The sequence below is a fragment of the Flavobacterium sp. genome, from assembly GCF_013822155.1.
GTDB lineage: Bacteria > Bacteroidota > Bacteroidia > Flavobacteriales > Flavobacteriaceae > Flavobacterium.
The window spans coordinates 23409-45655 of sequence record NZ_PNJW01000003.1 but is presented as its reverse complement, the minus strand read 5'-3'; the positions used below and the strand labels follow the sequence as shown (position 1 = coordinate 45655).

The following is a 22247-nucleotide window of genomic DNA, read 5'->3' as shown; positions in this document are numbered from 1 at the left end:
ATTCATAAATTAATTTTTAATCAATTTATGGATTATGCTTTTTTCTGCGGATTCAATTTTAATGAAATAAAAACCATTCATTAAATTAATAGGTATTTGAAAATTTCCCTCAAAAGTTACACTTTTTTGACCAAAGACTTTTTTTCCTGAAGCGTCAACGATGGATATCGATGCATTTGAAATAGTAAACGGACTGAAAATTTCCACACTATTATGTATGGGGTTTTTGATTGTTATGTTTTTCAATAATTCAGGTTGTTCTAAAGTTAAAGGCGGATTTAGAATTTCATTTAAAGCGAATGTAACATTTCCCTCAGTTAAGGTTACGTGAGCTTCGTTTTCAGTTGGAACATAAGTGGTTACAAATGGTGTTTCTGAACTTCCGGTAACATTCGTATACCAATTTGGATTTGTTATGGCTAAAGAACTCAATGTTGGGATAAAACAAAATTTGTCAATTAATAAATTTGCTAAAAAATCATCTAAAGTGGGATTTCCACTTCCGCCTGCGGCAAAATCAGCTACGTTAAACATTCCGCCGGGAGCAGAGTCTAAACCGGATGATGTTGAAGGCGAAGCGGCATTAGCGGTACTTGAAAAAACAGTTAACCAAAATAAAATATATTGCTGTGCTCTAAACCTACTTACCAGTTGATTTGAAACACCTGCAGGCGGAGTAAAACGAACATCAAATTTTGCTCTTTGTGTTGAACTGGCATCAACGGTATAATCATTTAAGACAAACATACCGGGAGTTCCGGTCATTGCTCCGTTTCCGCTACCATTCGAAATAGCAATATTTCTCGTTTCCGTTGGGAAACCCATTGCAGTTAACTCATTTTGAAATGGAGTTCTGAAATTTGGAGCACCGGTAGGAAGTTGGTTTGAATTATTAAATTCCGTTAAACTACCACTTTGAAGATGTCCTTCAAAATGATCCAAAAGCATTTGTTTGGCAGCCGGACTTTTGAAAACTTCATTTACAACACCTTGTAATGTTACATCACCAAGCGGTCCAAAAGCCATATAATTAAATAAATGTTGAAAACCAATAGGTACATTTGCTCCTAAATGAGGGGAGTCAAAAGAAAGATATAAGCGTGTATCGTGTTCCATTTGATTTTGTTCCATATAACGCAAAGCATAACGGGAAATCAAACCACCCATGCTTGGGCCAATCACTACATTTTGTTCGTCACCTACTTTTTGAGCATTGATTTGATTGATGAGTTCCACTAAAATCATCGCATTTCGTTGGATAAAATCGGCACCCCCATCTATAATCACTCCGTCCTCAGGCGAATATTGAGGGAAATTCAAAACGACAACATCAAATCCTTCGTTTCGAACGATGTCGCCTAAATTTTCGCCAGAAGTTCCATAATTTAGCAAGGAATAGATGAGGTTTGTGTCTCTTGTGTCGCCTGGGTCAAATCCATCTACAAGAAAAATAGGTTTATCTAAAACTTGGTCAACGTTGTCTAAATAAATTTCATATTCGCCTTGACCCAAATAAGCGGCACTTTCTCCATATCCTTGAAAAGGAATTGTTGCCATAATTGTTTCGGCTAAAATTCCGTTTCCGTTTCGATTAGCCAAATTTGAATTTCCTAGTATTTCAAATGTTGATTTGATAACTTTACTTTCTCCGTTTGTAAATTCAATTTTAAACGAAATTGATTTTTTGCCGTATGTGCTAAAATCGATTTTAAGGGCTTGATTTACAGAAACACTTAACCAAAGATTGTTATCGGTAAAGCTCATGTAAATTGCCTGAATAGTTTTGGAAGTTGTGTTGAAAATATTTTTGTCTTTCAAAATAAATTCAACTGTTTTGCTTTTTGATTTGGAAACCAGCGGAGCCATCAATACAATTTCATGTTGTTGAAAAGCATTTGAGACTGCTGGGTCTAAAACAAGTTGTTCCCGATTATTTTTTGTGATTTGACGGTTCTCAAAAACTTCCGGTTTGATTGTTTCAACTTCTGAAATTAAAAGTGCTAAAGGAATTTGTTTTGAAAAAAAAGCATTATCTGCCTCTTTTTTTAAAATGTCATATTTAGGTAAACGTTGTATATAATCAGCTCTTTGAATTTCGTGATAAACCTGTTTGAAATATAGAGATGAAATAATTTCTTTTTTTTCAGTGGTGATTTTAGAAAGTTCAAAAACTTGATCATATAAGATGTTTGTTTTTGTTTTGTCTTTTAATAGTTCGTATTTTCCATTTTGAGCGAATGAAAATAAAATAGTAAAAAGTGATAAAAGAGTAATTTTTGTTTTCATTAGCCAATGGTTTGTTTTGATAGTGAATGGTTTACTTCTTTCAAATATAAAAAAAAGTCCGAACAAACAGCTCGGACTTCATAAAATATTATTTTTAAATCGATTAACCTAAAAATGGATAACGATAATTTTCAGGAGTTACGAAGGTTTCTTTGATTGTTCTTGGCGAAACCCAACGCAATAAATTTTGAGCAGAACCTGCTTTGTCATTGGTTCCGGAAGCACGAGCACCACCAAAAGGTTGCATTCCTACTACAGCTCCGGTTGGTTTGTCATTCACATAAAAGTTACCGGCACAGTTTTCTAAAGCCTGAGTTGCTTCAGTTATAGCATGTCTATCTTGGCTAAAAACTGCTCCGGTTAAAGCGTATTCTGAAGTTTGATCAACTAATTTTAAAGTTTCTTTCCAATTAGCATCGTCATAAATGTAAACAGTTAAAACAGGGCCAAATAATTCAGTTTCAATAGTTACATAATGTGGATTTGTAGTTAATATAACTGTTGGCTCAACAAAGTAACCTTTTGATTTATCATAATTACCACCAAATAAAATCTCTGCATCAGCATCGCTTTTTGCTTGATCGATGTATTTTGCCAATTTGTCAAATGAACCTTCATGAATTACAGCGGTGAAGAAATTAGAAAAATCTTCAGGAGAACCCATTTTTATGGTTGCCATTTCTTTCGCCATTTCTTCCTTGATAGCCGGCCATAAACTTTTCGGATAGTAAGCTCTTGAGGCTGCCGAACATTTTTGACCTTGGAATTCAAAAGCACCTCTAATAGAATTAGCTACAACTTGTTTTACATTTGCACTTGGATGAGCTATGATAAAATCTTTTCCGCCTGTTTCACCAACAATTCGTGGATAGGTGTTGTATTTGTGAATGTTGGTTCCAATTTTCTTCCAAATTTCCTTAAAAACAAAAGTAGAACCGGTGTAGTGAATTCCCGCAAAAGAAGGATGTTCAAAAATGGTATCTGAAATCATGACAGGATCTCCAAAAACAACATTGATAACGCCATCGGGAACACCGGCTTCTTTGAAAACATCAATTATAATCTTAGCAGAAAATACTTGGCTGTCACTTGGTTTCCAAACCACAACATTACCCATCATGGCTGCTGAAGCGGGAAGGTTAGCTGCAATTGCGGTAAAATTAAATGGTGTAATGGCATAGACAAAACCTTCTAACGGACGGTATTCCACTCGATTCCAAACAGAAGAATCAGAAGATGGCTGGTCACTATAAATTTGCGTCATGAATTGTACATTGAAACGCAAAAAATCAATTAATTCGCAAGAGGCATCAATTTCTGCCTGATGAATAGTTTTTGATTGAGCAATCATAGTAGCAGCATTTATTTTTGCACGATATGGACCGGCAATCAGTTCAGCCGCTTTTAAGAAAATGGCAGCACGTTGTTCCCAAGGCATCGCAGCCCATGCTGTTCTGGATTCCAATGCATCTGAAATAGCTTTTTCTACATGACTTTTTTCTGCTAAATGATAAGTCCCAACGATGTGTTTATGGTCGTGTGGAGCACTCATGTTCCGAGTATTACCGGTACGAATTTCTTCACTACCTATGTATAATGGAACATCAATTTTAGTATTCCACATTTCTTTATAAGCAGCTAATACAGCTGTCTTTTCAGGACTATTTGGAGCGTATGATTTAACGGGTTCATTGACCGCTTTTGGAACATGAAAAAAACCTTTTAACATAATAAAGTGTGTTTAAAATTAAACAAATTGATAAAAAAAACCTGTAATTCTTAGGAATTATAAATTAGAACACAAAAGTACAAAGGTTTTTTTGAATTTTTGATAACAAAAGTTACAAAGCAAAATGGAAATAGTTGAATTAATTCAATGCAAAAGGAGCACTCAATTTAAAAGTGGGTACAATAACCCTAAAATTTTTAGTGGTTGTAAAATTAATCATATTAAAATGTCCTTTCATCGCTCCGAAGGGTGAAGAGAGTAAACAGCCGGAACTATAGGTATGATTTTCACCGGGTTTCAACACTGGTTTTTTACCGATAACTCCTTCTCCATCAACAACCTCTACATTGTTTAAAGAATCGAAAATTTCCCAATGGCGAGACATGAGTTGTACTGAATCTTTACTATGATTTTCAATGGTAATGTGATAACTAAAAGCAAAATGAAGTTTATAGTTCTTGAAGTACGTGCCTTCAAAACTAGTTGAAACTGAAATTTTTATGCCTCTTGTTATTTGTGAAACCATAAATTAATATAAAATAAAACCAATAAAAACCATGATTACCGCCACAAAAAGTGCGGTAGTTGGCAACATAAAGGTCAAAAGTACAAATTTTAAAATTGTTTTCAAACGGCTTTGTTGATAAAAATTTCTTAAAGCTTTATACAAGTAAAATAATAATACAACAGGAATGAAGTATGATAAGTCAATATTAATCAGTAAATTAATCAATTCAGCAAGAAAAAATAATAAAAAAACAAAACTCATAACACTAAAAACAAAAACCATATGTTCTGCATAATTCAGTTTACTTCTAAAATAAATAATAGCAAAAACAATGGTTAGAAAAGGCAGCGAAATGAAAAGAATAAAAGGTAGTTTTTCATCTAGATAGTTTGCGAATTTTTCAACCGCTGAATCGTCTTTGCTATTAAATTCGTTGACTTGAAAACTTTTTTTCAATAAAAATTTATTCCAATTGCTGTTTTCGTGTTTCAATGTATCCAATATTTTATCAAAATCTTTTTCTTTTGATTTTTCTAAAAAAGTGGTATAAGTGTCTATCTTTAGAAAAGTTCTTTTAAAAATATTTTTACCTTCAAGTTGTTTTTCGGTGTATAAAGTGTCACTTATTTTTGTTTCATCGAAGAATATGTTGTTTCTGTCTTTTTTCCTTTTTACCGTTGATGAATCTATTTTTTCTTGTAAGTTTTCCTTTTCTTGGTATTTTGCAATACTGTCATTTATGCTCACTTGTTCATTTCCTATGGTAAAATCGGTGTTTTCAACTTCGCCGAATTTTTCGACCAATCCACTAAAAATAAAATAGATTAAAGATACACTTAAGTAAAATCGAAAAGGATTTGCATAATATAATCTTTTGCCAACAATAAATTCTTTAGCCGCTTTTCCGGGTTTTGTGAACAAAGAAACTATTGTGTGTTTTACTTTAGAATCATAGGCATAAAAATTGGCTAAAAATTCATCAATAAAATCCCTCAATGCTAATCGTTTGGTTGTGTTTTTTTGCCCACAATTTGGACAAAATTTATCTGAAATATCCAATGGATGATTGCAATTCAGGCAAGAAATACCACGGTAGTCTTTAAGTCTCTTTGTTGACACGTTTAATCTTTATTTGTTGTTTATTTTGTCATGTAGATAGAATTGGTCATTCCTCTGCCAATAATTCGATCATATCGGTCATTATTACCTCTATAATAAACCAAGCAAGTGTAATTGTTTTCTGTTTGAATAAAATTACCGTCAATTGCCTTTTCATAGTCCACTTTCCCATTTGAATCCGCGATAGTGTATTCATAATTGGTAAATCCTTGTTTGATGATGATGGCTTTTTCGTAAACTCCTTTTTCTTTATTATAATCCATCTTATTTTCAGAAGTTAAGGCGTAGTTGTTGAACATTCCGGTTACATAAATGTCTTTTTTCTCATAAAAAGTCGGAGCACTTAGTGAAAAAAACACCCAAGAATAATCAGATTCTACATTTACATCATCCCGAGCATCAATATTTTGAATAACAAAAACACCATTAGCATCGGGTGCATAGGTATATTTTAAAGTGGACCGGGGAAAATTGGTTTGTAAAAAAGTGTTATAAATTCCGGTAAGGGTTATTCTTCTGACATTGTTGGCGGCATTTCGAATGTCTTTGTTTTCAAAATATAAAAACTCATTACCTGCCCAAAACTGTGTTTCTTTATCATATTTATAATATAAATCAGTCCCTAGTGTGTACATTGGTTTTATATTCGTAATGGCCGTGTGCCAAATGTTGTTTTTCAACAACACAATTTTTACATTTTGAATAGGGTTTTGTAAGACAATATTAGCGGGTTTTACATAAAATTCCAGATTGTGTTTAGAATATAAATCTTTAACATCACGGGGATTTTTAACCAGCATGGGTACGTTAACTAATTCTTCATATAATATGAATTTTCTGGAGAAAACAACTTCTTGATTATTGTTTAATATGTTGATGATGTAATTTCCACTAACCTTAAATCCTTTTGTAATACTGTTTGGGAACATAATTCTGTACCTTGAATACATTTGTAAGGTGTTAAATGAATTGTCATATGTTATTATTCGTTGATTATCTAGCCCAACTAGGTATTCATTTAAATTTAAATCAGATTTAGTCCAATCATAATCGCAATGGGTTATGGTGTAATAATAATTGGCTTCATCTCCATATAAATCATCAAAAACAAATTGAAATTGTTCGCCTAATTTAAAAATGGGCATAACATTTTGATTATTTTGGATAAAAGAAATGGTTTTAATGTTAAAAGGCGGATTTGTTTCTTGTTCGGGCTGAGCGAACAAAAACGATGAAATAAAACAGATAATAAGTATAAGACGAATTTGAATCATGTTGTCGATTGTTAAAAACAAAAAAGTAAATATAATATTATTTGTTTACATAAAAGATGCCAAATTTAATTTGATTCTATGTTTTTTATTTATAAATCAACTCAGGTTGTCATTGAAGCATTTTTTTTTTTTGGTTGAATATCAACGGTTATGTTTTTTTAATTAAAATATAAAGATAAAGTGATCTAGGGTTTTATTTAGAATTAATATAAATAAATAAAAATCGATTAGACATTTGTTAATCCTTAATGTCTATTGTTTTAAAATTTTTAAATTTGCACCGTTTTCAATTAAGTAAATTCATTTAATAATCATATCTTCATAACATATGTCTAAAGACATTCGAATTAAAAAAGGTTTAGACCTTAAGTTGAAGGGTGAGTCAGCAAAAAAAAATGCTGATGTAGCTCGATCGAAAGTCTATGCTGTTAAACCTTCTGACTTTCATGGAGTAACTCCAAAAATGGTTTTAAAAGAAGGGGACAACGTCAAAGCAGGAGAAGTAATTTTCTACTCTAAAACAGATGAGAAAATAAAGTTTGTTGCTCCTGTAAGCGGAAAAATTCAAGAGATTAAACGCGGTGAAAAAAGAGTCATTTTAGAGATTCTTATTGCTGCCGATACTCAAGATGTTTTTATTGAGCATAGCAAGAAAAATCCAAATGATTTGTCAGCAGAAGAAGTGAGAGCACATTTATTAGCTTCAGGATGTTGGCCATTCATTAATCAACGTCCCTACGATGTAATAGCTAATTCTGCTGATACTCCTAAAGCTATTTTTATTTCTGCCTTTTCAACTGCTCCATTAGCTGCAGATGTTGAGTATGTTTTAGAAAATAAATTACAAGCTTTTCAAGCGGGTGTTGATGCTTTAGCTAAATTATCGAATGGAAAAGTTCATTTGTCAATTAATGGTAAAGGAAAATCTATATTTCAAGCTGTTAAAGGAGTTACATTACATCAAGTTTATGGTCCGCATCCAGCAGGTAATGTTGGAGTTCAAATTTCAAAAATTTCACCAATTAACGCTGGAGAAAAGGTGTGGACAGTAAAGCCACAAGACGTTGCTGTAATTGGTGAGTTGTTTTTAAGCGGAAAGTTTAATGCAACTAGGACGATAGCTTTAGCTGGATCTGAAGTAAAAGAGCCTCAATATTATAATGTTATTATCGGTGCACAAGTTGAAGATTTAGTGTCCGAAAAATTAAAAGGGGTTAGTGTAAGAATTATTTCTGGTGATGTTTTATCTGGCAATAAAGTGACTTTGAACGGAAATATTGGTTTCTACACCAATATGGTAACTGTTATTCCTGAAGGTAATAATTATAGAATGTTTGGATGGATGCCTTTTACTTCCCCAAACATACATAGTGCATCAAGAACAGGTTTATCATGGTTAATGCCCGGAAAAAAATATGAGCCTAACACTAATTTAAATGGTGAAGAAAGAGCTTTGGTTGTAACGGGGGAAATGGAAGAGGTGATGCCTTTAGATATTTATCCAATGCAATTATTAAAAGCTTGTTTGGCTGGAAATATCGATAAGATGGAGAGCTTAGGAATATATGAAGTAGCACCAGAAGATTTTGCTTTGATTGATTATACTAACACGTCAAAATTAGAAGCTCAGGAAATAATTCGTGAAGCTCTTGATTTAATGATTAAAGAAGTAGGATAATATAGTTATGAAGTTTTTAAGAGATAAAATAGACCAAATTAGAAAGCCTTTTGAGAAAGGGCAAAAATTTGAAAAATTTGCACCTGCAATTAATGCATTAGATACTTTTTTATATGTACCTAATCATACTACAAAACATGGGGCCCATATCAGAGATGCTGTGGATTTAAAACGTACCATGATTACGGTGGTGTTGGCTTTGGTTCCAGCATTATTATTTGGAATTTACAATTCAGGTTATCAACATTTTGTTCAAATTGAAGGTGCTGATATGTCATTTTGGAATTTATTTTCGCATGGTTTGTGGAAAGTATTACCTATGATTATTGTATCTTATGTAGTAGGTTTAGGAATTGAATTTGGCTTTGCTATCTGGAAAGGTCATGAGGTAAATGAAGGGTATTTAGTGACGGGATTGCTAATACCAATGGTTATGCCAATTGATTTTCCGTTATGGATGTTAGCTATTTCGGTTGCTTTTGCGGTGGTAATAGGTAAAGAAGTATTTGGAGGTACCGGAATGAATATTTTTAATCCGGCATTATTGGCTCGTGCTTTTGCATTCTTTGCATATCCTACTTTTATGTCAGGTGATAAAATTTGGGTAAGTGAAGCTAGTACCACAGATGCAATTTCAGGTGAAACTATTTTGGGAACATTAGCACAAGGTAAAGAAGTTACTTATTCAACAATGGATATGTTTTTAGGGTTTATACCGGGGTCCGTTGCAGAAACATCTACCTTGGCGGTATTAATTGGTGCTTTGTTGCTGATTGTAACAGGTGTTGGAAGTTGGAGAATTATGGCTTCAGGTGTTTTAGGAGCAATAGTTACTACTTTAATGTTCAACGCATTCGGTTTAACTTCTTTAATGAGTTTTGCTTGGTATGAACATTTAATTGTTGGCGGATTTGCTTTTGGAATAGTTTTCATGGCAACCGATCCCGTTTCAGCTGCTCAAACTGCAAAAGGAAAAATATATTATGGTTTTTTAATTGGTTTTTTTGCTATGACCATTAGAATTTTTAACCCGGCATATCCTGAAGGAATTATGCTCTCAATATTATTAATGAATTCTTTTGCACCAACAATTGATTATTATGTTGTAAATAGTAATATAAGCAAAAGAATGAAGCGATTGGCAAAGTCAAAAAATATTAAAACTGCATAATCATGAATAGAGAAGCTAATAGTTATACCTTTTTATTTGCTACGGTTATGGTTGTAATAGTTGCTACAGCACTTGCATTTGCTGCTACAACATTAAAACCGGCTCAGGATGAAAACATTCAAAATGAAAAAAGACAATATATCCTAAAATCGTTTGGAATTAATGTTGAGAGGGACTCTTCTGTTTTGGCTTATAAAAAATACATTAAAGCGGAATATGTTTTTGATGTGAATGGAAATGAAATAGGCAATGATGCATTTAATATTGATATTGCAGTGACTAAAGATAAATTTCCAGTATTTGTTACTGAAAAAGAAGGAAATAAATTTTATGTTATACCTGTTAGAGGTGTGGGTCTTTGGGATGCAATTTGGGGTTATATTTCAATAAATGAAGAGCTTAAAGTAGATGGAATTGTTTTTGATCACAAAGCAGAAACGCCTGGTTTAGGAGCTGAAATAAGAGAAGATTTTTTCACTAAAAGATTTGTAGGTGAGAGTATTTTTGATGCAAACGGTAGTTTACAAGCTGTTAAAGTTGTTAAAGGATATACAGGAGGAGATAACAAAGAAGACGGTGAAGTAGATGCTATTTCAGGAGCCACATTAACAGGAAATGGGGTTACAAATATGTTAGCATCTGGTTTGAAGCCCTACGAAAAATTTTTAAAATCACATAAAAAATAATCGAGATGTCAGATAAAAAAGAAGGATTATTTTCAAAAAGTAATATTAAGTTAGTTACAAATCCATTTAATGATGATAATCCTGTCACCGTTCAAGTGTTGGGTATATGTTCAGCATTGGCTGTGACAGTTCAAATGAAAAATGCTTTTGTAATGGCTCTATCTGTTACAGTTGTTGTTGCATTTGGTAATGTGATTATATCTTTATTACGAAATTTGATTCCAAACCGAATTAGAATCATTGTTCAGCTTGTTGTAGCAGCTGCGTTGGTAATTTGTGTTGACCAAGTGTTAAAAGCCTATGCATATGACGTTAGTAAACAACTTTCGGTTTTTGTTGGTTTAATTATAACCAATTGTATCTTGATGGGTCGTTTTGAAGCATTTGCTTTAGGAAATAAACCTTGGCCTTCATTCTTAGATGGATTAGGAAATGGATTAGGTTATGGTATCATTTTAATGATAGTTGCTTTTTTTCGAGAATTATTAGGGTCTGGAAAATTATTTGGTATAGAATTAATAGGAAGTTCTGTTGAAAAAACGGGAGCATATGCTTCGGGATATGTAAACAATGGTTTTATGCTTTTGGCTCCAATGGCATTAATAATTGTTGGATTGATTATTTGGGTTCAGAGGGGGATAAATAAAAAATTAATTGAGAAAAATTAATAATTATGTTTGAATATTTTAATATATTTTTGAAATCCATGTTCATCGAGAATATGGTTTTTGCATACTTCTTAGGAATGTGTTCTTATTTGGCAATTTCTAAGAAAGTTTCCTCAGCTCTTGGTCTTGGTATTGCTGTAACTTTTGTGCAAGTTATGACCGTTCCCTTAAACTATTTAATGTACGAGTATATATTAAAACCAGGTGCTCTGCAATGGTTAGATCCTACAATGGCTGAATTGGATTTAAGTTTTTTAACTTTTATCTTATTTATTGCTTCGGTAGCAACTATTGTTCAATTAGTTGAAATGATTGTTGAGAAATTTTCACCTTCATTATATAATACTTTAGGAATATTTCTTCCTTTAATTGCAGTTAATTGTGCAATTTTAGGAGGTTCTTTATTTATGCAACAACGTGTGGATTCAGGGACTTATGCAAATTTTGGACATGTATTAACATTTGCATTTTCCTCTGGTATAGGTTGGGCAATAGCAATTGTTTTATTAGCTGCCATTCGTGAAAAAATGGAATATTCAAATGTTCTTCCTCCACTTAGAGGACTTGGAATAACATTTATAACTACGGGTTTAATGGCTATTGGTTTCATGAGTTTTGGCGGTGTAGATCTTAATGCATTTAACAAAAAGCCACAACCAAAAGTTGCTGAAATTCCAGTAGTAACTCCAGAAATAGTTCCGGTTGTAGACTCTTTACAAGTAGCTGTTGATTCTGTAAAAGTTGATTCAAATCAGGTAGTTAAGTAATAACATAACATTTAAAATTAAACTCATGTTTAGTATAGCAGAATTAATTATATATTCAATTTTAGCTTTTTTAGTGCTTATTTTACTAATGGTTTATATGCTATTGTATGCAAAATCAAAGTTAGTATCTTCAGGTGCCGTAAAAATTAAGATTAATGGAGAAAATGAAATTGAAGTAAATGCAGGAAGCACTTTGTTATCTACATTAGGAAATAGTAAGATATTTTTACCATCTGCTTGTGGTGGTGGTGGTACTTGTTTACAATGTAAATGTAAAGTACTAAAGGGAGGGGGCGAAGCTTTACCAACTGAAGTACCTAATTTTACTAGAAAAGAATTAGCTGATGGATGGAGATTAGGATGTCAAGTAAAGGTAAAAAATGACATGATTATTGAAGTTCCTGAAGAGGTATTCGGTATCAAAAAATTCGAAGCAAAAGTATTTTCAAATTACAATGTGGCTTCTTTTATTAAAGAATTTATTGTAGAATTGCCCGATGATATGCATTATGAAGCCGGAGGTTATATTCAAATAGAAATTCCTGAATGTGAAGTAAAATATGCTGATATTGATATCACGGCACATCCTGAAGAGCATCCGGGCGAACCTGAAAAATTCAAAGCGGAATGGGATAAATTTAATTTGTGGCCATTAGTGATGAAAAATCCTGAATTAGTAGAAAGAGCTTATTCCATGGCTTCTTATCCTGCAGAAGGAAGAAAAATCATGTTGAATGTTCGTATTGCTACCCCACCTTGGGATAGAGCTAAAAATGGTTGGGCTGCAGTTAATCCCGGTGTTGCTTCGTCGTATATTTTCTCAAAAAAATCAGGTGATCCTGTAACGGTTTCCGGACCTTACGGTGAATTTTTCATCAACGAAAGTGAATCAGAAATGCTTTATGTGGGTGGTGGAGCTGGAATGGCACCTATGCGTTCTCATTTATACCACCTTTTCAGAACTGTGAAAACAGGTAGAAAAGTAACATATTGGTATGGTGGTCGTTCAAAACGTGAATTATTTTATGTAGATCATTTTAGAGCATTAGAAAAAGATTTTCCTAATTTTAAATTCTATTTGGCTTTATCAGAACCAATGCCGGAAGATAATTGGAAAGTGAAAGATGGCATTAATGGTGAAGGCGATGGTTTTGTTGGCTTTATTCATAATTGTGTAATCGATAATTATTTGTCAAAACACGAAAGTCCTGAAGATATTGAATTGTATTTCTGTGGTCCGCCAATGATGAACAATGCTGTTCAAAAAATGGGTGAAGATTTCGGTATGCCTCCTGAAAATATTCGTTTTGATGATTTTGGTGGATAGTATTTTATAAACTTTCAAAGGTTAATTTATTTTAAACCATTAAGAAAAAGTATAAAGCTTAATTTCTTAATGGTTTAATTTTTGCTAGAACTTTCAAATCCTTTTTTGATTTTATTAAGAGTTGTTTTTCCTATTTCTCCTTACTTTTGTTTTATGGAAAGTTTATCAAAACAAGAACTTCACAATCTGGCCATGAATCATGTTGGGAAAGAACTCGAAAGTCAAGGATTTGAGTTCATTGCTGTGAATAGTCAGTTAAAAAAATATCCGCAATTTGTTTGTGTAGATAAACCAACCAATACGCTCCATTTCGTGTTGGTTACGGTTTATAATTATCCCAATAATCCGGAGGAATATGATGAAATTTGGATGGAAACGTTTAAAACACATGCTGTCAAATTAAAAGCAAAAGTCCTTTATGCAGGAGTAGGAATTGCTAATGCTAATGACTATGAAAAACCGGTTACAAAAAATGAAGATTATATGATCAATTATAATGGAATTAAAGAAATTAGTTAGTGCAATAGTTTTTATTTTACTTTTGATAAGTTGTCAAGATAATCAAAGTGAACAAGTTTTTTTGATTCAAGGTGAAGCACAAGGAAGTACTTATGCAATTAAGTATGTTAATTCAAATGAAGTAGTTACAAAAGCATCAATTGATTCCCTTTTAATAGCCTTTGATTTATCTCTTTCAACCTATAAACCCGATTCAAAAATTTCAAAAATTAATTCGGGCGACTCTACCATTGTGGTAGATGATTTTTTTGTGGAAACATTCAAAACTTCTCAAAAAATATATCTAGAAACCGGCGGACTTTTCGACCCTACAATAGGTGTTTTGGTTAATGCCTATGGATTTGGACCGGTTAAAGAAAAAATAGATTTAAACCCGTCTAAAATTGATAGTTTGCTGACATTTGTGGGTTTTGACAAAGTTAAGTTGAATGAAGACAAAACAATTTCTAAAAAACATCCTGAAACTTATTTCGATTTTAATGCTATTGCCCAAGGATATTCTGTGGATGTTGTTGCCAACTTTTTAAAATCAAAAGGCATTCGAAATGGCATAGTTGAAATTGGAGGTGAAATTTTCGCTTTTGGAAAAAATATTGTTGAAAAAAAGAATTGGATTGTTGGAATAGATGATCCAACACAATCTCCAGAAAAGCGAACATTAATAGCTAAAATTAAATTGGAAAATTTAGGAATGGCTACTTCCGGGAACTATCGAAAAGTAAAAGTGGATAGTTTAACAGGTCAGAAATTTGTACATATTATCAATCCAAAAACAGGACTTTCAGAAAAAAGCTCGATTTTGAGTGCAACCGTTTTAGCTCCAAAATGTATAGATGCAGACGGTTTTGCTACTGTATTTATGATAATGGATTTAGTTGAAACTAAAAAACTCCTTCAAAAAAGAACAGATTTGTATGTTTTGTTGATTTATACGGATGAAAATAATCAAATACAACAGTTTAAAACTGCTAATTTTGAAAAACTGATTATTAACTAGTTTTAAAACAAACCGGGATAATTTCCCCTTTTGACAAACAATATTTTTCTACTAATTCCGAAGAAATTTTTGATGTATAATCTTCTTCAAGTACTGTAAAACCTATACTTCTCAATTTATCAAAATAATCTCTACCATAAACCCGAACGTGGTCATATTGACCAAATATTTTAGCTCGTTCCTTTTCATCCGTAATCGAATCATCTGAAAAAGTGGTAGTTCTTGATAAATCCTGTGGAATCTGAAAAATCCCCATCCCACCGGGTTTTAAAACACGATATAATTCCTGCATTGCTTTTGTATCATCCGGAATATGCTCTAAAACATGGTTACACAAAATAACATCATACGAATTATCTTCAAAAGGGAGATTACAAATATCTGCTTTAACATCCGCCAATGGCGAAAATAAATCAGTGGTTGTGTAATCTAAATTCTTTTGATTTCTAAATAGTTTATAAAATGCTTGTTCAGGAGCAAAGTGAAGAACTTTTTTTGGTGCAGTAAAAAAATCGGTTTCCTTGTTCAAATATAACCACAACAATCGATGTCTTTCTAACGAAAGTGTGCTTGGAGATAACACATTATTACGCTGTTTTCCATAGCCATAAGGCAAAAACATTTTGAAACTTTTTCCATCAATTGGGTCGGTATATCGATTTCCTTTCAATAAAAAAGCTAAAATTGGTCGGACTAGATAACTCAACCGAATTAATATCGGGCGAGGGATAGTGTTTAAAATAAATTTGAATAATCTTTTCATTTAACAACCAAAGGATTTTTTCTAAATTCATCTTCCTCTTGACTAACTATTCCTAAAGCTTCATAAATATATTTAAAAGTAGAAAGTAATTCAGGTTTACCATCAATTAAGGCGACGTTATGTTCAAAGTGAGCACTTGGTTTCATGTCAGCAGTTAAAATTGTCCAACCATCTTTTAATTGCTTAATGTTTTTTGTTCCCATGTTTATCATCGGTTCAATAGCAACAACCATTCCTTCTACAAATAACTTTCCGCGACCTCTTTTGCCATAGTTAGGCATTTCCGGATCTTCATGCATTTTTCTACCTAATCCATGACCTACTAATTCTCTCACAACTCCATAACCATGCGATTCACAATAGGTTTGAATAGCATTTCCCACGTCTTCCACTCGATTACCTGCTTTAAATTGGCGGATACCAACATAAAGTGATTCTTTAGTAACTTTTAATAATTTTTTTACTTCCGGAGCTACTTCGCCAATTTCAAACGAATACGCATGGTCACCGTAAAATTCATTTTTTAAAACACCACAATCTACCGAAATAACATCGCCCTCTTCTAAAGGTTTGTTGTTTGGGATACCATGAACTACTTGAGCATTTGGACTCATACAAAGTGAATTTGGGAAACCATATAATCCTAAAAAACCGGGTATACCACCATTGTCTCGGATGTATTGTTCAGCTAATTTATCTAGATATAATGTTGTAACACCGGGTTTGATTTCTTTCGCAATTTCACCTAATGTTCTAGAAACCAACAATGCACTTTCACGCATTAATTCAATTTCTTCTCTTGTTTTTGGGATAATCATTTTCAAAAATTAAAGGCACAAAGGTACACTTTTTTGTTGTTTTTATTATTTTCTTTAGTAGCTTTACTTTTGGCACGAACGCCTTTTCTAACCAAAAAAATAAAAACAATGAGAAATATCATCTTTGATGCATAAATTTGATTTTATCTTTGTCTAAAATTTAATATTATGAGTAAATATGTATCCGCACAGGAAGCCGTTAAGGCCGTAAAATCAGGTGATAGAGTTTATATACAAGCAGCTGCTGCAACCCCAACTGTTTTGACAAAAGCTTTGGCAGAAAGAGCCAGCGAATTAAAAAATGTAGAAATATGTCACCTTCATACCGAAGGAGATGCTCCGTATGCAAACCCTGAATTAGCTGAAAGTTTTCATGTTAATTCTTTTTTTATTGGGGCTAATGTTCGCCACACATTGAAAGCCGGAAATGGCTCATACACGCCTGTTTTTTTGAGTGAATTACCAATGTTGTTTCGAAAAAAAGTATTGCCTTTAGATGTTGTTTTTATTCATGTTTCACCACCTGATAGGCATGGCTATTGTTCTTTAGGGGTTTCTGTGGAAGCTTCGCTGGCGGCTGTAGAAAATGCTAAAATTGTTGTGGCTCAGGTCAATCCAAATATGCCTAGAACCTTTGGGGATGGTATTTTGCACGAATCAGAAATTGATTATTTGGTTGAAGTAAATGTGCCCATTTTTTCTCACGGGATAGAAGCCTTCACCCCTGAAGAAGAAAAAATTGGAGAATATATTGCTTCACTTATTGAAGACAAAAGCACACTACAAATGGGTATTGGGTCAATTCCAAATGCAGCTTTAAGTAAATTGTATAATCACAAAGATTTAGGTTTACACACCGAAATGTTTTCGGACGGAGTAATAGATTTAATTGAAAAAGATATTATCAATTGTAATTATAAAGGAACTACTCGTGGACGTGTTTTAGCCACATTTTTGATGGGTTCTAGACGTTTATATGATTTTGTAGATGATAATTCATTCATTGAAATGAAAGAATCATCAGCCGTAAATGATACAGCCCGAATTCGAAAAAACCCAAAAATGGTGGCCATTAATTCTGCTATTGAAGTCGATTTGACAGGTCAGGTTTGTGCAGACTCAATTGGTGGTAGAATGTATTCAGGTGTTGGCGGACAAATGGATTTTATACGTGGAGCTTCCTTGAGTGTTGGTGGAAAGGCCATCATTGCTTTACCTTCTGTTACTAAAAAAGGAGAAAGCAGAATAGTTCCTTTTTTAAAACAAGGAGCCGGTGTGGTAACAACTCGCTCACATGTGCAATACATCATAACTGAATATGGAATTGCTAATCTTTATGGTAAAACATTAAAGCAAAGAGTTTCAGAAATGGTCAAAATAGCTCATCCGAACCATCGCGAATGGATTGAAAAAGCTTATTATGAGCTGATGGAAATCAAACCATTAGTTTGCTAAGATAGATTATTGACTGCTTTGTTTTTCATGAAAAGCAAAGCAGTTTTTTAATTATTAAATTCCGGATTTGCAATCAATTTAAATAAATCGGAGTTTGAGACACAAAACTTTACTTGTGTATCAATTTGTTGCAAACTGGTGTTAAGTAGGCTGTTTTCACGAGAATTGATTATAAACAAAGAACTTTCTCCAAATAAAAATAGTTTTTCTTCAGAATCTAACATTGTTTTGAAATTTGCTACTAACTCATTTGCAATGTTTATTTGATTTTTTAACGAACTAATTTCTTCCAATTGGTATTCGATTTTATTTTTCAAAACCTGATTTTCAAACTGTAAATCCAATTCAGCATCCTGCAATTTGAATTTGGCTATTTTAAAATTACCTCTTTCTTTTCTTAGAAATAAAGGGAAGCTAAAGTTTACACCATATTTATAATTTAACGTATTAAAATCTTCAACAAACTCAGGTTCCGAGATGTAATTGTAATTTAAATTAATGGTTGGTAATAACAGATTCCCTTTGAGCCGTTTGTCTACTTCTAGAATGCTGACTTTATTTTGAAGTGATTTTATTTTTGGATGATTTTCAAAATCAATGTTAGCAAGCAATAATCCATTTGTTTTTAACGTACTTTCAACTGTTTTTTCCAAGGCAGTTTCCGGTGTAATAAAATCTTGTAATTCTAACGGTAAATTATTGTCAAACCACAAATAATTTGAAAGTTCTAATTTTGATTTAACTAATTTTAATCGCGATTGTTCTAAACTTAATTGTCTGGATTTTACCAAAATTCCTGCTTCAACACTGTCAATTGCCGGCCGGTCACCGGCAGATATTAAACTTGTAATACCATCATATCTTACTTTTGCATTTTTTAAAAAAGTTTCATATAGCTTGAATTCATTATAGTTTTTGTACCAATTGAAATAACTATTAGAGGCTAAATAGAGAACATTAGCTACTTCCAAATCACGTTCTGCTTGCGATAATTTTGCGTATAATTTTGCCTTTTTTAAGTCGGCCATGCGATTATTAATAAGTAAGCCTTGACCTAAAGGCACCGAAATTCCGAGTATTGCTAATCCGTTATCGGGAGTAGTGTTTTGCGGATTCAAATACACACCATCCATTTGATCAAAACCTGCTTTTATTTCAACGCCATACCAAGTGGGAATTTTGAAGGTGGTATTCAATAAATCATAATATTCAGTCGATTTAAATTGTTTGTTTTCGTAATCCACTTCTATTTTTGGATCAAATCCACCGCGACTTGCAATAATTCCTGCTTGAGCTTGGCTCACTTGAATATTAGCTTGTTTTACTAAGGGGTGGAATTGTTTGACATAGCCTAAATAGGCGTCCAACGTTAAAATACTATCAGAAGCTTTGTTTTGCGACCAAGAATAAACAGAAAAAAGCAAAAAGCAAGCAATTATTGTTCTCATGATTTCCTTATTTTTTTGATTCATTGGTTTGTTTTGGCGTATAAAAATCGGGTGGAAAACCATTTAATTTCCGCCATAGTTCATACCAAATCGGCACATTGTCTAATAAGGCGAAAGTTTGAGCTCCCGCACCAATGCTTAGTTGCTTAGGCCAAGGTTTGTCGGATGGATCTTGAGCAATCAAAATGCGGTATTTTCCATTCGTGCTGATAAAATTTTCAACAGCAACGATGGAACCTCCAAAAGTTCCGTAGGAAGTGTTTGGCCATCCACTAAAAACAATAGTAGGCCATCCGTCAAACCAAATTCTAACCTTTTCTCCTTTATGAATTAGTGGTAAATCAATTGGGTCAATATAGGTTTCCACAGCGATATCATATTTAGAAGGCATAATGCTCACAACCGGAGTACCTTCTTTAATTGTTTCGCCAAGACCGGATTGCAACGCACGGTTTACATAGCCATTTTGTGGAGCTTTTATGTAATAAAGTTCGTTACGCATCTTGTAATTAGTAACCTGATTTTGCAATTTATTCACTTGTGCTTCAGTATCAAACTGACTGCTGAGTGCTGTGTATCTATCGCTTTGAGCTTTTGAAATTTTATCGGTATATTCAGCTGTAATTCTGTTTATTTCAACTCTTGCGTTGAGTAATTCATTTTTTGAAGTTAAATATTTGTTTTGTTGTGTGATGATTTTTGCTTCTGCATCTTGAAGTTTCAATCGTTTGTCCTCTACATCTGTCATTGGTTTTAAACCATCTTTATTCAAATCTTGCGAACGTTTAAATTGTGTTTGAGCGATTTTTAATTGTGTTTTTACAGCTTCCAAATCCATACTGTCACTTTTGATTTTTAAAAGTGATTGCTCTATTTTATTTTTGGCTTGTTCTAATTTTAAAATTCGTTCTCGTTCAATTGCAGTAATTTGTGTTGACAAAGCACTTGCTTTATCTTCATAAGAACCTTCAGAAAGCATTTTGGCTTTCATTTGATTTTCGGTATTGGCAACCAAATTAGGGTCAAAATAATCCTCCTTTACCTCTGAAATAAACAAAATCGTATCGCCTTTGTTTACATATTGACCCTCGGCAACATACCATTTTTCAATTCTTCCGGCAATAGCGGTATGAATGGTTTGAGGTCTTTGTTCCGGAGAAACGGTGGTAACATAACCTGAACCTTGAATATTTTGTGTCCAAGGTAATAATAGGAATAAAACACTCCCTATTAAAAACCATTTTAACAATCGGTTAAAAGTTTTAAAATAGGGTCTTACACTTAACTGTTTAATTGTTTCAAAACGAGTTAAATCTACTTTTTTGTTGATATTATTATTAGAAATATTTAGCATGATTAGTTTGTATCTGAAATTAATCTTCCTTTCTCCAGTGTTATAATTCGTTCACATTTTTGTTTCCAATATTCATTTTTAGAAGTCACAATAACGGTCCAATTGTTTTCTTTGGAAACAATAAAATCGATGATTTCTTTGGCTTGTTCATTGTCCATTTTGTCAAAAGGATCTTCTAAAAACAATATGTTTGGATGATTTATTATCGCTCTAGCCAATACTATTTTCTGAGTAATAGAAGAAGATAATTGTTTTCCGTCGGTTAATATATATTCGTCTAAGCCATTGGACATTTTTTTAATTTCATCTGTGAGTTTTACTTTATCCAAAACCCATTTTAAGCGTTCAGGAGCTACCGAGTTATTGTTAAATGTGATGTTTTCAAGAATACTTCCTTCAAAAGTTGTTTGTCCGGCCGTGATGATACCTATTTGTGAACGATACTGTGTAATATTAATTTTTTTATAGTTCTCATCGTTTAAATAAATCGAATTGGTATTGGTTTGAATTAAACCGGCTAAAATTCGCATGAAAGTTGTTTTGCCTGAACCGTTATTTCCATCCAGATATATGGTTTCCCCTTGATTGATTTTTAAAGAAATATTGTTTAATACTTTCTTATTGGAATCTGGAAATGAAAAGTTCAAACTATCAATTTCAAATAATATATTTTTATAACAATAGTTGTGCTCTTCATCTGAAAATTCTTCTAATTCCATATCTACAATTTGTCCGATTTTTTCAATCGAAGTCAGCAAATCATAAAAAGTTTCTAAACCAATGATTATTTTTTCAACGGAATTGATAATTAACAAAATGATAATTTCAGCAGCTACAAATTGTCCAATATTGATTTGTTGATTAATCACTAAGAATCCACCAATTAGTAATAACCCGGCAGATATTAAAATTTTAAAACCAATCAATTGAATAAATTGTCTTTTGATGATTTGAAAGTGGCTTTCTCTTGATTTTAGGTATTCTGTCACCAATCTGTCATTTTTTGATAAGGCAAAATCAGCTTCAACCTTGCTTTTAAACCCAAAATAATTTCGAGCGATTTCTTGTATCCAATGAGCAACTTTGTACTTATATTTTGATTCAGTTAAACTCGTTTTCAATCCGGTTTGAAAGGATAGTTTAAAAATTAAATATAAAACAATGAATAATAGCAATCCAAAAAGTATGAATAGAGGATGGTAAACAGAAAGTAACAACAATCCGAAAATGATTTGTAATAATGATTCTGAATAATCTAAAATTAGTTTCGCTACACTTTTTTGAACGGTAAGTGTGTCAAAAAAGCGATTGGCCAATTCAGGAGGATAGGAATTGTTGAATTCCGTATATTTAATTTTTGGAAAGCGATAAGAGAATTCAAAAGAGGAACGAATAAATATCTTTTGTTGAATAGTTTCAGTAATTCTTAGCTGCATGAGTTTTAAAACACCATTAAAGGCTACTCCAATAATGACAACAAAAACTAAAATAATCCATGATAAACTAACTCTTCCACCTTGAATTAAATTGATGATTGCTTGAATTCCCAATGGTAACGAAAGACTCACAATTCCAGAGAAAATAGCATAAAAAAATACTTGATAAATATCTTTTTTGTCTAATTTCAATAAATTAATAAATCTTTTTAAAGGGGTTAACGAAGTTGATTCTTTTTTCATT

19 protein-coding genes are annotated in these 22247 nt (G+C 32.6%); 9 read left to right on the top strand and 10 right to left on the bottom strand.

Annotated features, from left to right (window positions below):
- Positions 1-9: 9 nt before the first annotated feature.
- From C0512_RS01470 to C0512_RS01450, 5 genes are all read right to left on the bottom strand, one after another.
- Positions 10-2286, bottom strand: coding sequence for a T9SS type A sorting domain-containing protein (locus C0512_RS01470; protein ID WP_290858339.1), 2277 nt, complete (start codon positions 2284-2286; stop codon positions 10-12).
- Between the two features lie 103 nt (positions 2287-2389).
- On the bottom strand, positions 2390-4015 hold the full coding sequence (gene pruA, locus C0512_RS01465) for an L-glutamate gamma-semialdehyde dehydrogenase (RefSeq protein ID WP_290858338.1): 1626 nt from the start codon (positions 4013-4015) through the stop codon (positions 2390-2392).
- Positions 4016-4154: 139 nt separating this feature from the next.
- Positions 4155-4541: a Co2+/Mg2+ efflux protein ApaG gene (gene apaG / locus C0512_RS01460; RefSeq protein WP_290858337.1), complete on the bottom strand. Its 387-nt coding sequence runs from the start codon at positions 4539-4541 to the stop codon at positions 4155-4157.
- Between the two features lie 3 nt (positions 4542-4544).
- Positions 4545-5642, bottom strand: coding sequence for a DUF3667 domain-containing protein (locus C0512_RS01455; protein WP_290858335.1), 1098 nt, complete (start codon positions 5640-5642; stop codon positions 4545-4547).
- 20 nt (positions 5643-5662) lie between these two features.
- Complete coding sequence (locus tag C0512_RS01450; protein ID WP_290858334.1) at positions 5663-6916, bottom strand: DUF5103 domain-containing protein; 1254 nt, start codon at positions 6914-6916, stop codon at positions 5663-5665.
- Positions 6917-7244: 328 nt separating this feature from the next.
- On the opposite strand from C0512_RS01450, the gene C0512_RS01445 reads away from it, so the two are divergent.
- From C0512_RS01445 to C0512_RS01410, 8 genes are all read left to right on the top strand, one after another.
- Positions 7245-8594 (top strand): Na(+)-translocating NADH-quinone reductase subunit A, encoded by a 1350-nt coding sequence (locus C0512_RS01445; protein WP_290858332.1) that lies wholly within the window; start codon positions 7245-7247, stop codon positions 8592-8594.
- A gap of 7 nt (positions 8595-8601) precedes the next feature.
- Entirely contained in the window at positions 8602-9765 is a 1164-nt protein-coding gene (locus C0512_RS01440; protein ID WP_290858330.1) for an NADH:ubiquinone reductase (Na(+)-transporting) subunit B, read from the top strand.
- Between the two features lie 2 nt (positions 9766-9767).
- Positions 9768-10451 (top strand): FMN-binding protein, encoded by a 684-nt coding sequence (locus C0512_RS01435; RefSeq protein ID WP_290858329.1) that lies wholly within the window; start codon positions 9768-9770, stop codon positions 10449-10451.
- Between the two features lie 5 nt (positions 10452-10456).
- Positions 10457-11119 carry an NADH:ubiquinone reductase (Na(+)-transporting) subunit D gene (locus C0512_RS01430; protein ID WP_290858327.1) on the top strand — a complete coding sequence of 221 codons (663 nt, stop codon included), beginning with the start codon at positions 10457-10459 and terminating at the stop codon, positions 11117-11119.
- A 5-nt stretch (positions 11120-11124) separates the two neighbouring features.
- Entirely contained in the window at positions 11125-11886 is a 762-nt protein-coding gene (nqrE, locus tag C0512_RS01425) for an NADH:ubiquinone reductase (Na(+)-transporting) subunit E (protein WP_290858326.1), read from the top strand.
- A 25-nt stretch (positions 11887-11911) separates the two neighbouring features.
- Positions 11912-13213, top strand: a complete 1302-nt coding sequence (gene nqrF / locus C0512_RS01420; RefSeq protein ID WP_290858324.1) for an NADH:ubiquinone reductase (Na(+)-transporting) subunit F — start codon at positions 11912-11914, stop codon at positions 13211-13213.
- Between the two features lie 153 nt (positions 13214-13366).
- A complete protein-coding gene (locus C0512_RS01415; protein ID WP_290858322.1) occupies positions 13367-13732 on the top strand; it encodes a Na(+)-translocating NADH-quinone reductase subunit F in 366 nt (121 codons plus the stop codon).
- Entirely contained in the window at positions 13710-14729 is a 1020-nt protein-coding gene (locus C0512_RS01410; protein WP_290858320.1) for an FAD:protein FMN transferase, read from the top strand. Before C0512_RS01415 ends, C0512_RS01410 begins: the two co-directional genes overlap by 23 nt.
- Here C0512_RS01410 and C0512_RS01405 read toward each other — a convergent pair.
- The gene (locus C0512_RS01405; RefSeq protein WP_290858318.1) at positions 14722-15492 is read right to left on the bottom strand and encodes a class I SAM-dependent methyltransferase; all 771 of its coding nucleotides are present in this window, start codon (positions 15490-15492) and stop codon (positions 14722-14724) included. The two genes, C0512_RS01410 and C0512_RS01405, sit on opposite strands and share 8 nt — an antisense overlap.
- The gene (gene map, locus C0512_RS01400) at positions 15489-16310 is read right to left on the bottom strand and encodes a type I methionyl aminopeptidase (protein ID WP_290858317.1); all 822 of its coding nucleotides are present in this window, start codon (positions 16308-16310) and stop codon (positions 15489-15491) included. The genes C0512_RS01405 and map overlap by 4 nt, the downstream gene beginning before the upstream one ends.
- A 168-nt stretch (positions 16311-16478) precedes the next feature.
- Between map and C0512_RS01395 the strand changes: the two genes are divergently transcribed.
- Positions 16479-17765 (top strand): acetyl-CoA hydrolase/transferase C-terminal domain-containing protein, encoded by a 1287-nt coding sequence (locus C0512_RS01395; protein WP_290858316.1) that lies wholly within the window; start codon positions 16479-16481, stop codon positions 17763-17765.
- Positions 17766-17812: 47 nt separating this feature from the next.
- On the opposite strand, the gene C0512_RS01390 is transcribed toward C0512_RS01395, so the two are convergent.
- The 3 genes from C0512_RS01390 to C0512_RS01380 are packed head-to-tail and all read right to left on the bottom strand — an operon-like array spanning position 17813 to position 22246.
- A complete protein-coding gene (locus C0512_RS01390) occupies positions 17813-19213 on the bottom strand; it encodes a TolC family protein (protein ID WP_290858315.1) in 1401 nt (466 codons plus the stop codon).
- A gap of 7 nt (positions 19214-19220) precedes the next feature.
- Positions 19221-20567, bottom strand: a complete 1347-nt coding sequence (locus C0512_RS01385; protein WP_290858313.1) for an HlyD family efflux transporter periplasmic adaptor subunit — start codon at positions 20565-20567, stop codon at positions 19221-19223.
- A 2-nt stretch (positions 20568-20569) separates the two neighbouring features.
- Positions 20570-22246, bottom strand: coding sequence for a peptidase domain-containing ABC transporter (locus C0512_RS01380; protein ID WP_290858312.1), 1677 nt, complete (start codon positions 22244-22246; stop codon positions 20570-20572).
- Between the last annotated feature and the right edge of the window lies 1 nt (position 22247).

Bases quoted from the DNA above. Each gene is read 5' to 3' on its own strand.
- C0512_RS01430 (WP_290858327.1), top strand. From the start codon at position 10,457: ATGTCAGATAAAAAAGAAGGATTATTTTCAAAAAGTAATATTAAGTTA.
- C0512_RS01415 (WP_290858322.1), top strand. From the start codon at position 13,367: ATGGAAAGTTTATCAAAACAAGAACTTCACAATCTGGCCATGAATCAT.
- C0512_RS01390 (WP_290858315.1), bottom strand. From the start codon at position 19,213: ATGAGAACAATAATTGCTTGCTTTTTGCTTTTTTCTGTTTATTCTTGG.
- C0512_RS01450 (WP_290858334.1), bottom strand. From the start codon at position 6,916: ATGATTCAAATTCGTCTTATACTTATTATCTGTTTTATTTCATCGTTT.
- apaG (WP_290858337.1), bottom strand. From the start codon at position 4,541: ATGGTTTCACAAATAACAAGAGGCATAAAAATTTCAGTTTCAACTAGT.
- C0512_RS01435 (WP_290858329.1), top strand. From the start codon at position 9,768: ATGAATAGAGAAGCTAATAGTTATACCTTTTTATTTGCTACGGTTATG.
- C0512_RS01440 (WP_290858330.1), top strand. From the start codon at position 8,602: ATGAAGTTTTTAAGAGATAAAATAGACCAAATTAGAAAGCCTTTTGAG.
- map (WP_290858317.1), bottom strand. From the start codon at position 16,310: ATGATTATCCCAAAAACAAGAGAAGAAATTGAATTAATGCGTGAAAGT.
- C0512_RS01380 (WP_290858312.1), bottom strand. From the start codon at position 22,246: ATGAAAAAAGAATCAACTTCGTTAACCCCTTTAAAAAGATTTATTAAT.
- nqrF (WP_290858324.1), top strand. From the start codon at position 11,912: ATGTTTAGTATAGCAGAATTAATTATATATTCAATTTTAGCTTTTTTA.
- C0512_RS01395 (WP_290858316.1), top strand. From the start codon at position 16,479: ATGAGTAAATATGTATCCGCACAGGAAGCCGTTAAGGCCGTAAAATCA.
- C0512_RS01405 (WP_290858318.1), bottom strand. From the start codon at position 15,492: ATGAAAAGATTATTCAAATTTATTTTAAACACTATCCCTCGCCCGATA.
- C0512_RS01410 (WP_290858320.1), top strand. From the start codon at position 13,710: ATGGAATTAAAGAAATTAGTTAGTGCAATAGTTTTTATTTTACTTTTG.
- C0512_RS01470 (WP_290858339.1), bottom strand. From the start codon at position 2,286: ATGAAAACAAAAATTACTCTTTTATCACTTTTTACTATTTTATTTTCA.
- pruA (WP_290858338.1), bottom strand. From the start codon at position 4,015: ATGTTAAAAGGTTTTTTTCATGTTCCAAAAGCGGTCAATGAACCCGTT.
- nqrE (WP_290858326.1), top strand. From the start codon at position 11,125: ATGTTTGAATATTTTAATATATTTTTGAAATCCATGTTCATCGAGAAT.
- C0512_RS01385 (WP_290858313.1), bottom strand. From the start codon at position 20,567: ATGCTAAATATTTCTAATAATAATATCAACAAAAAAGTAGATTTAACT.
- C0512_RS01445 (WP_290858332.1), top strand. From the start codon at position 7,245: ATGTCTAAAGACATTCGAATTAAAAAAGGTTTAGACCTTAAGTTGAAG.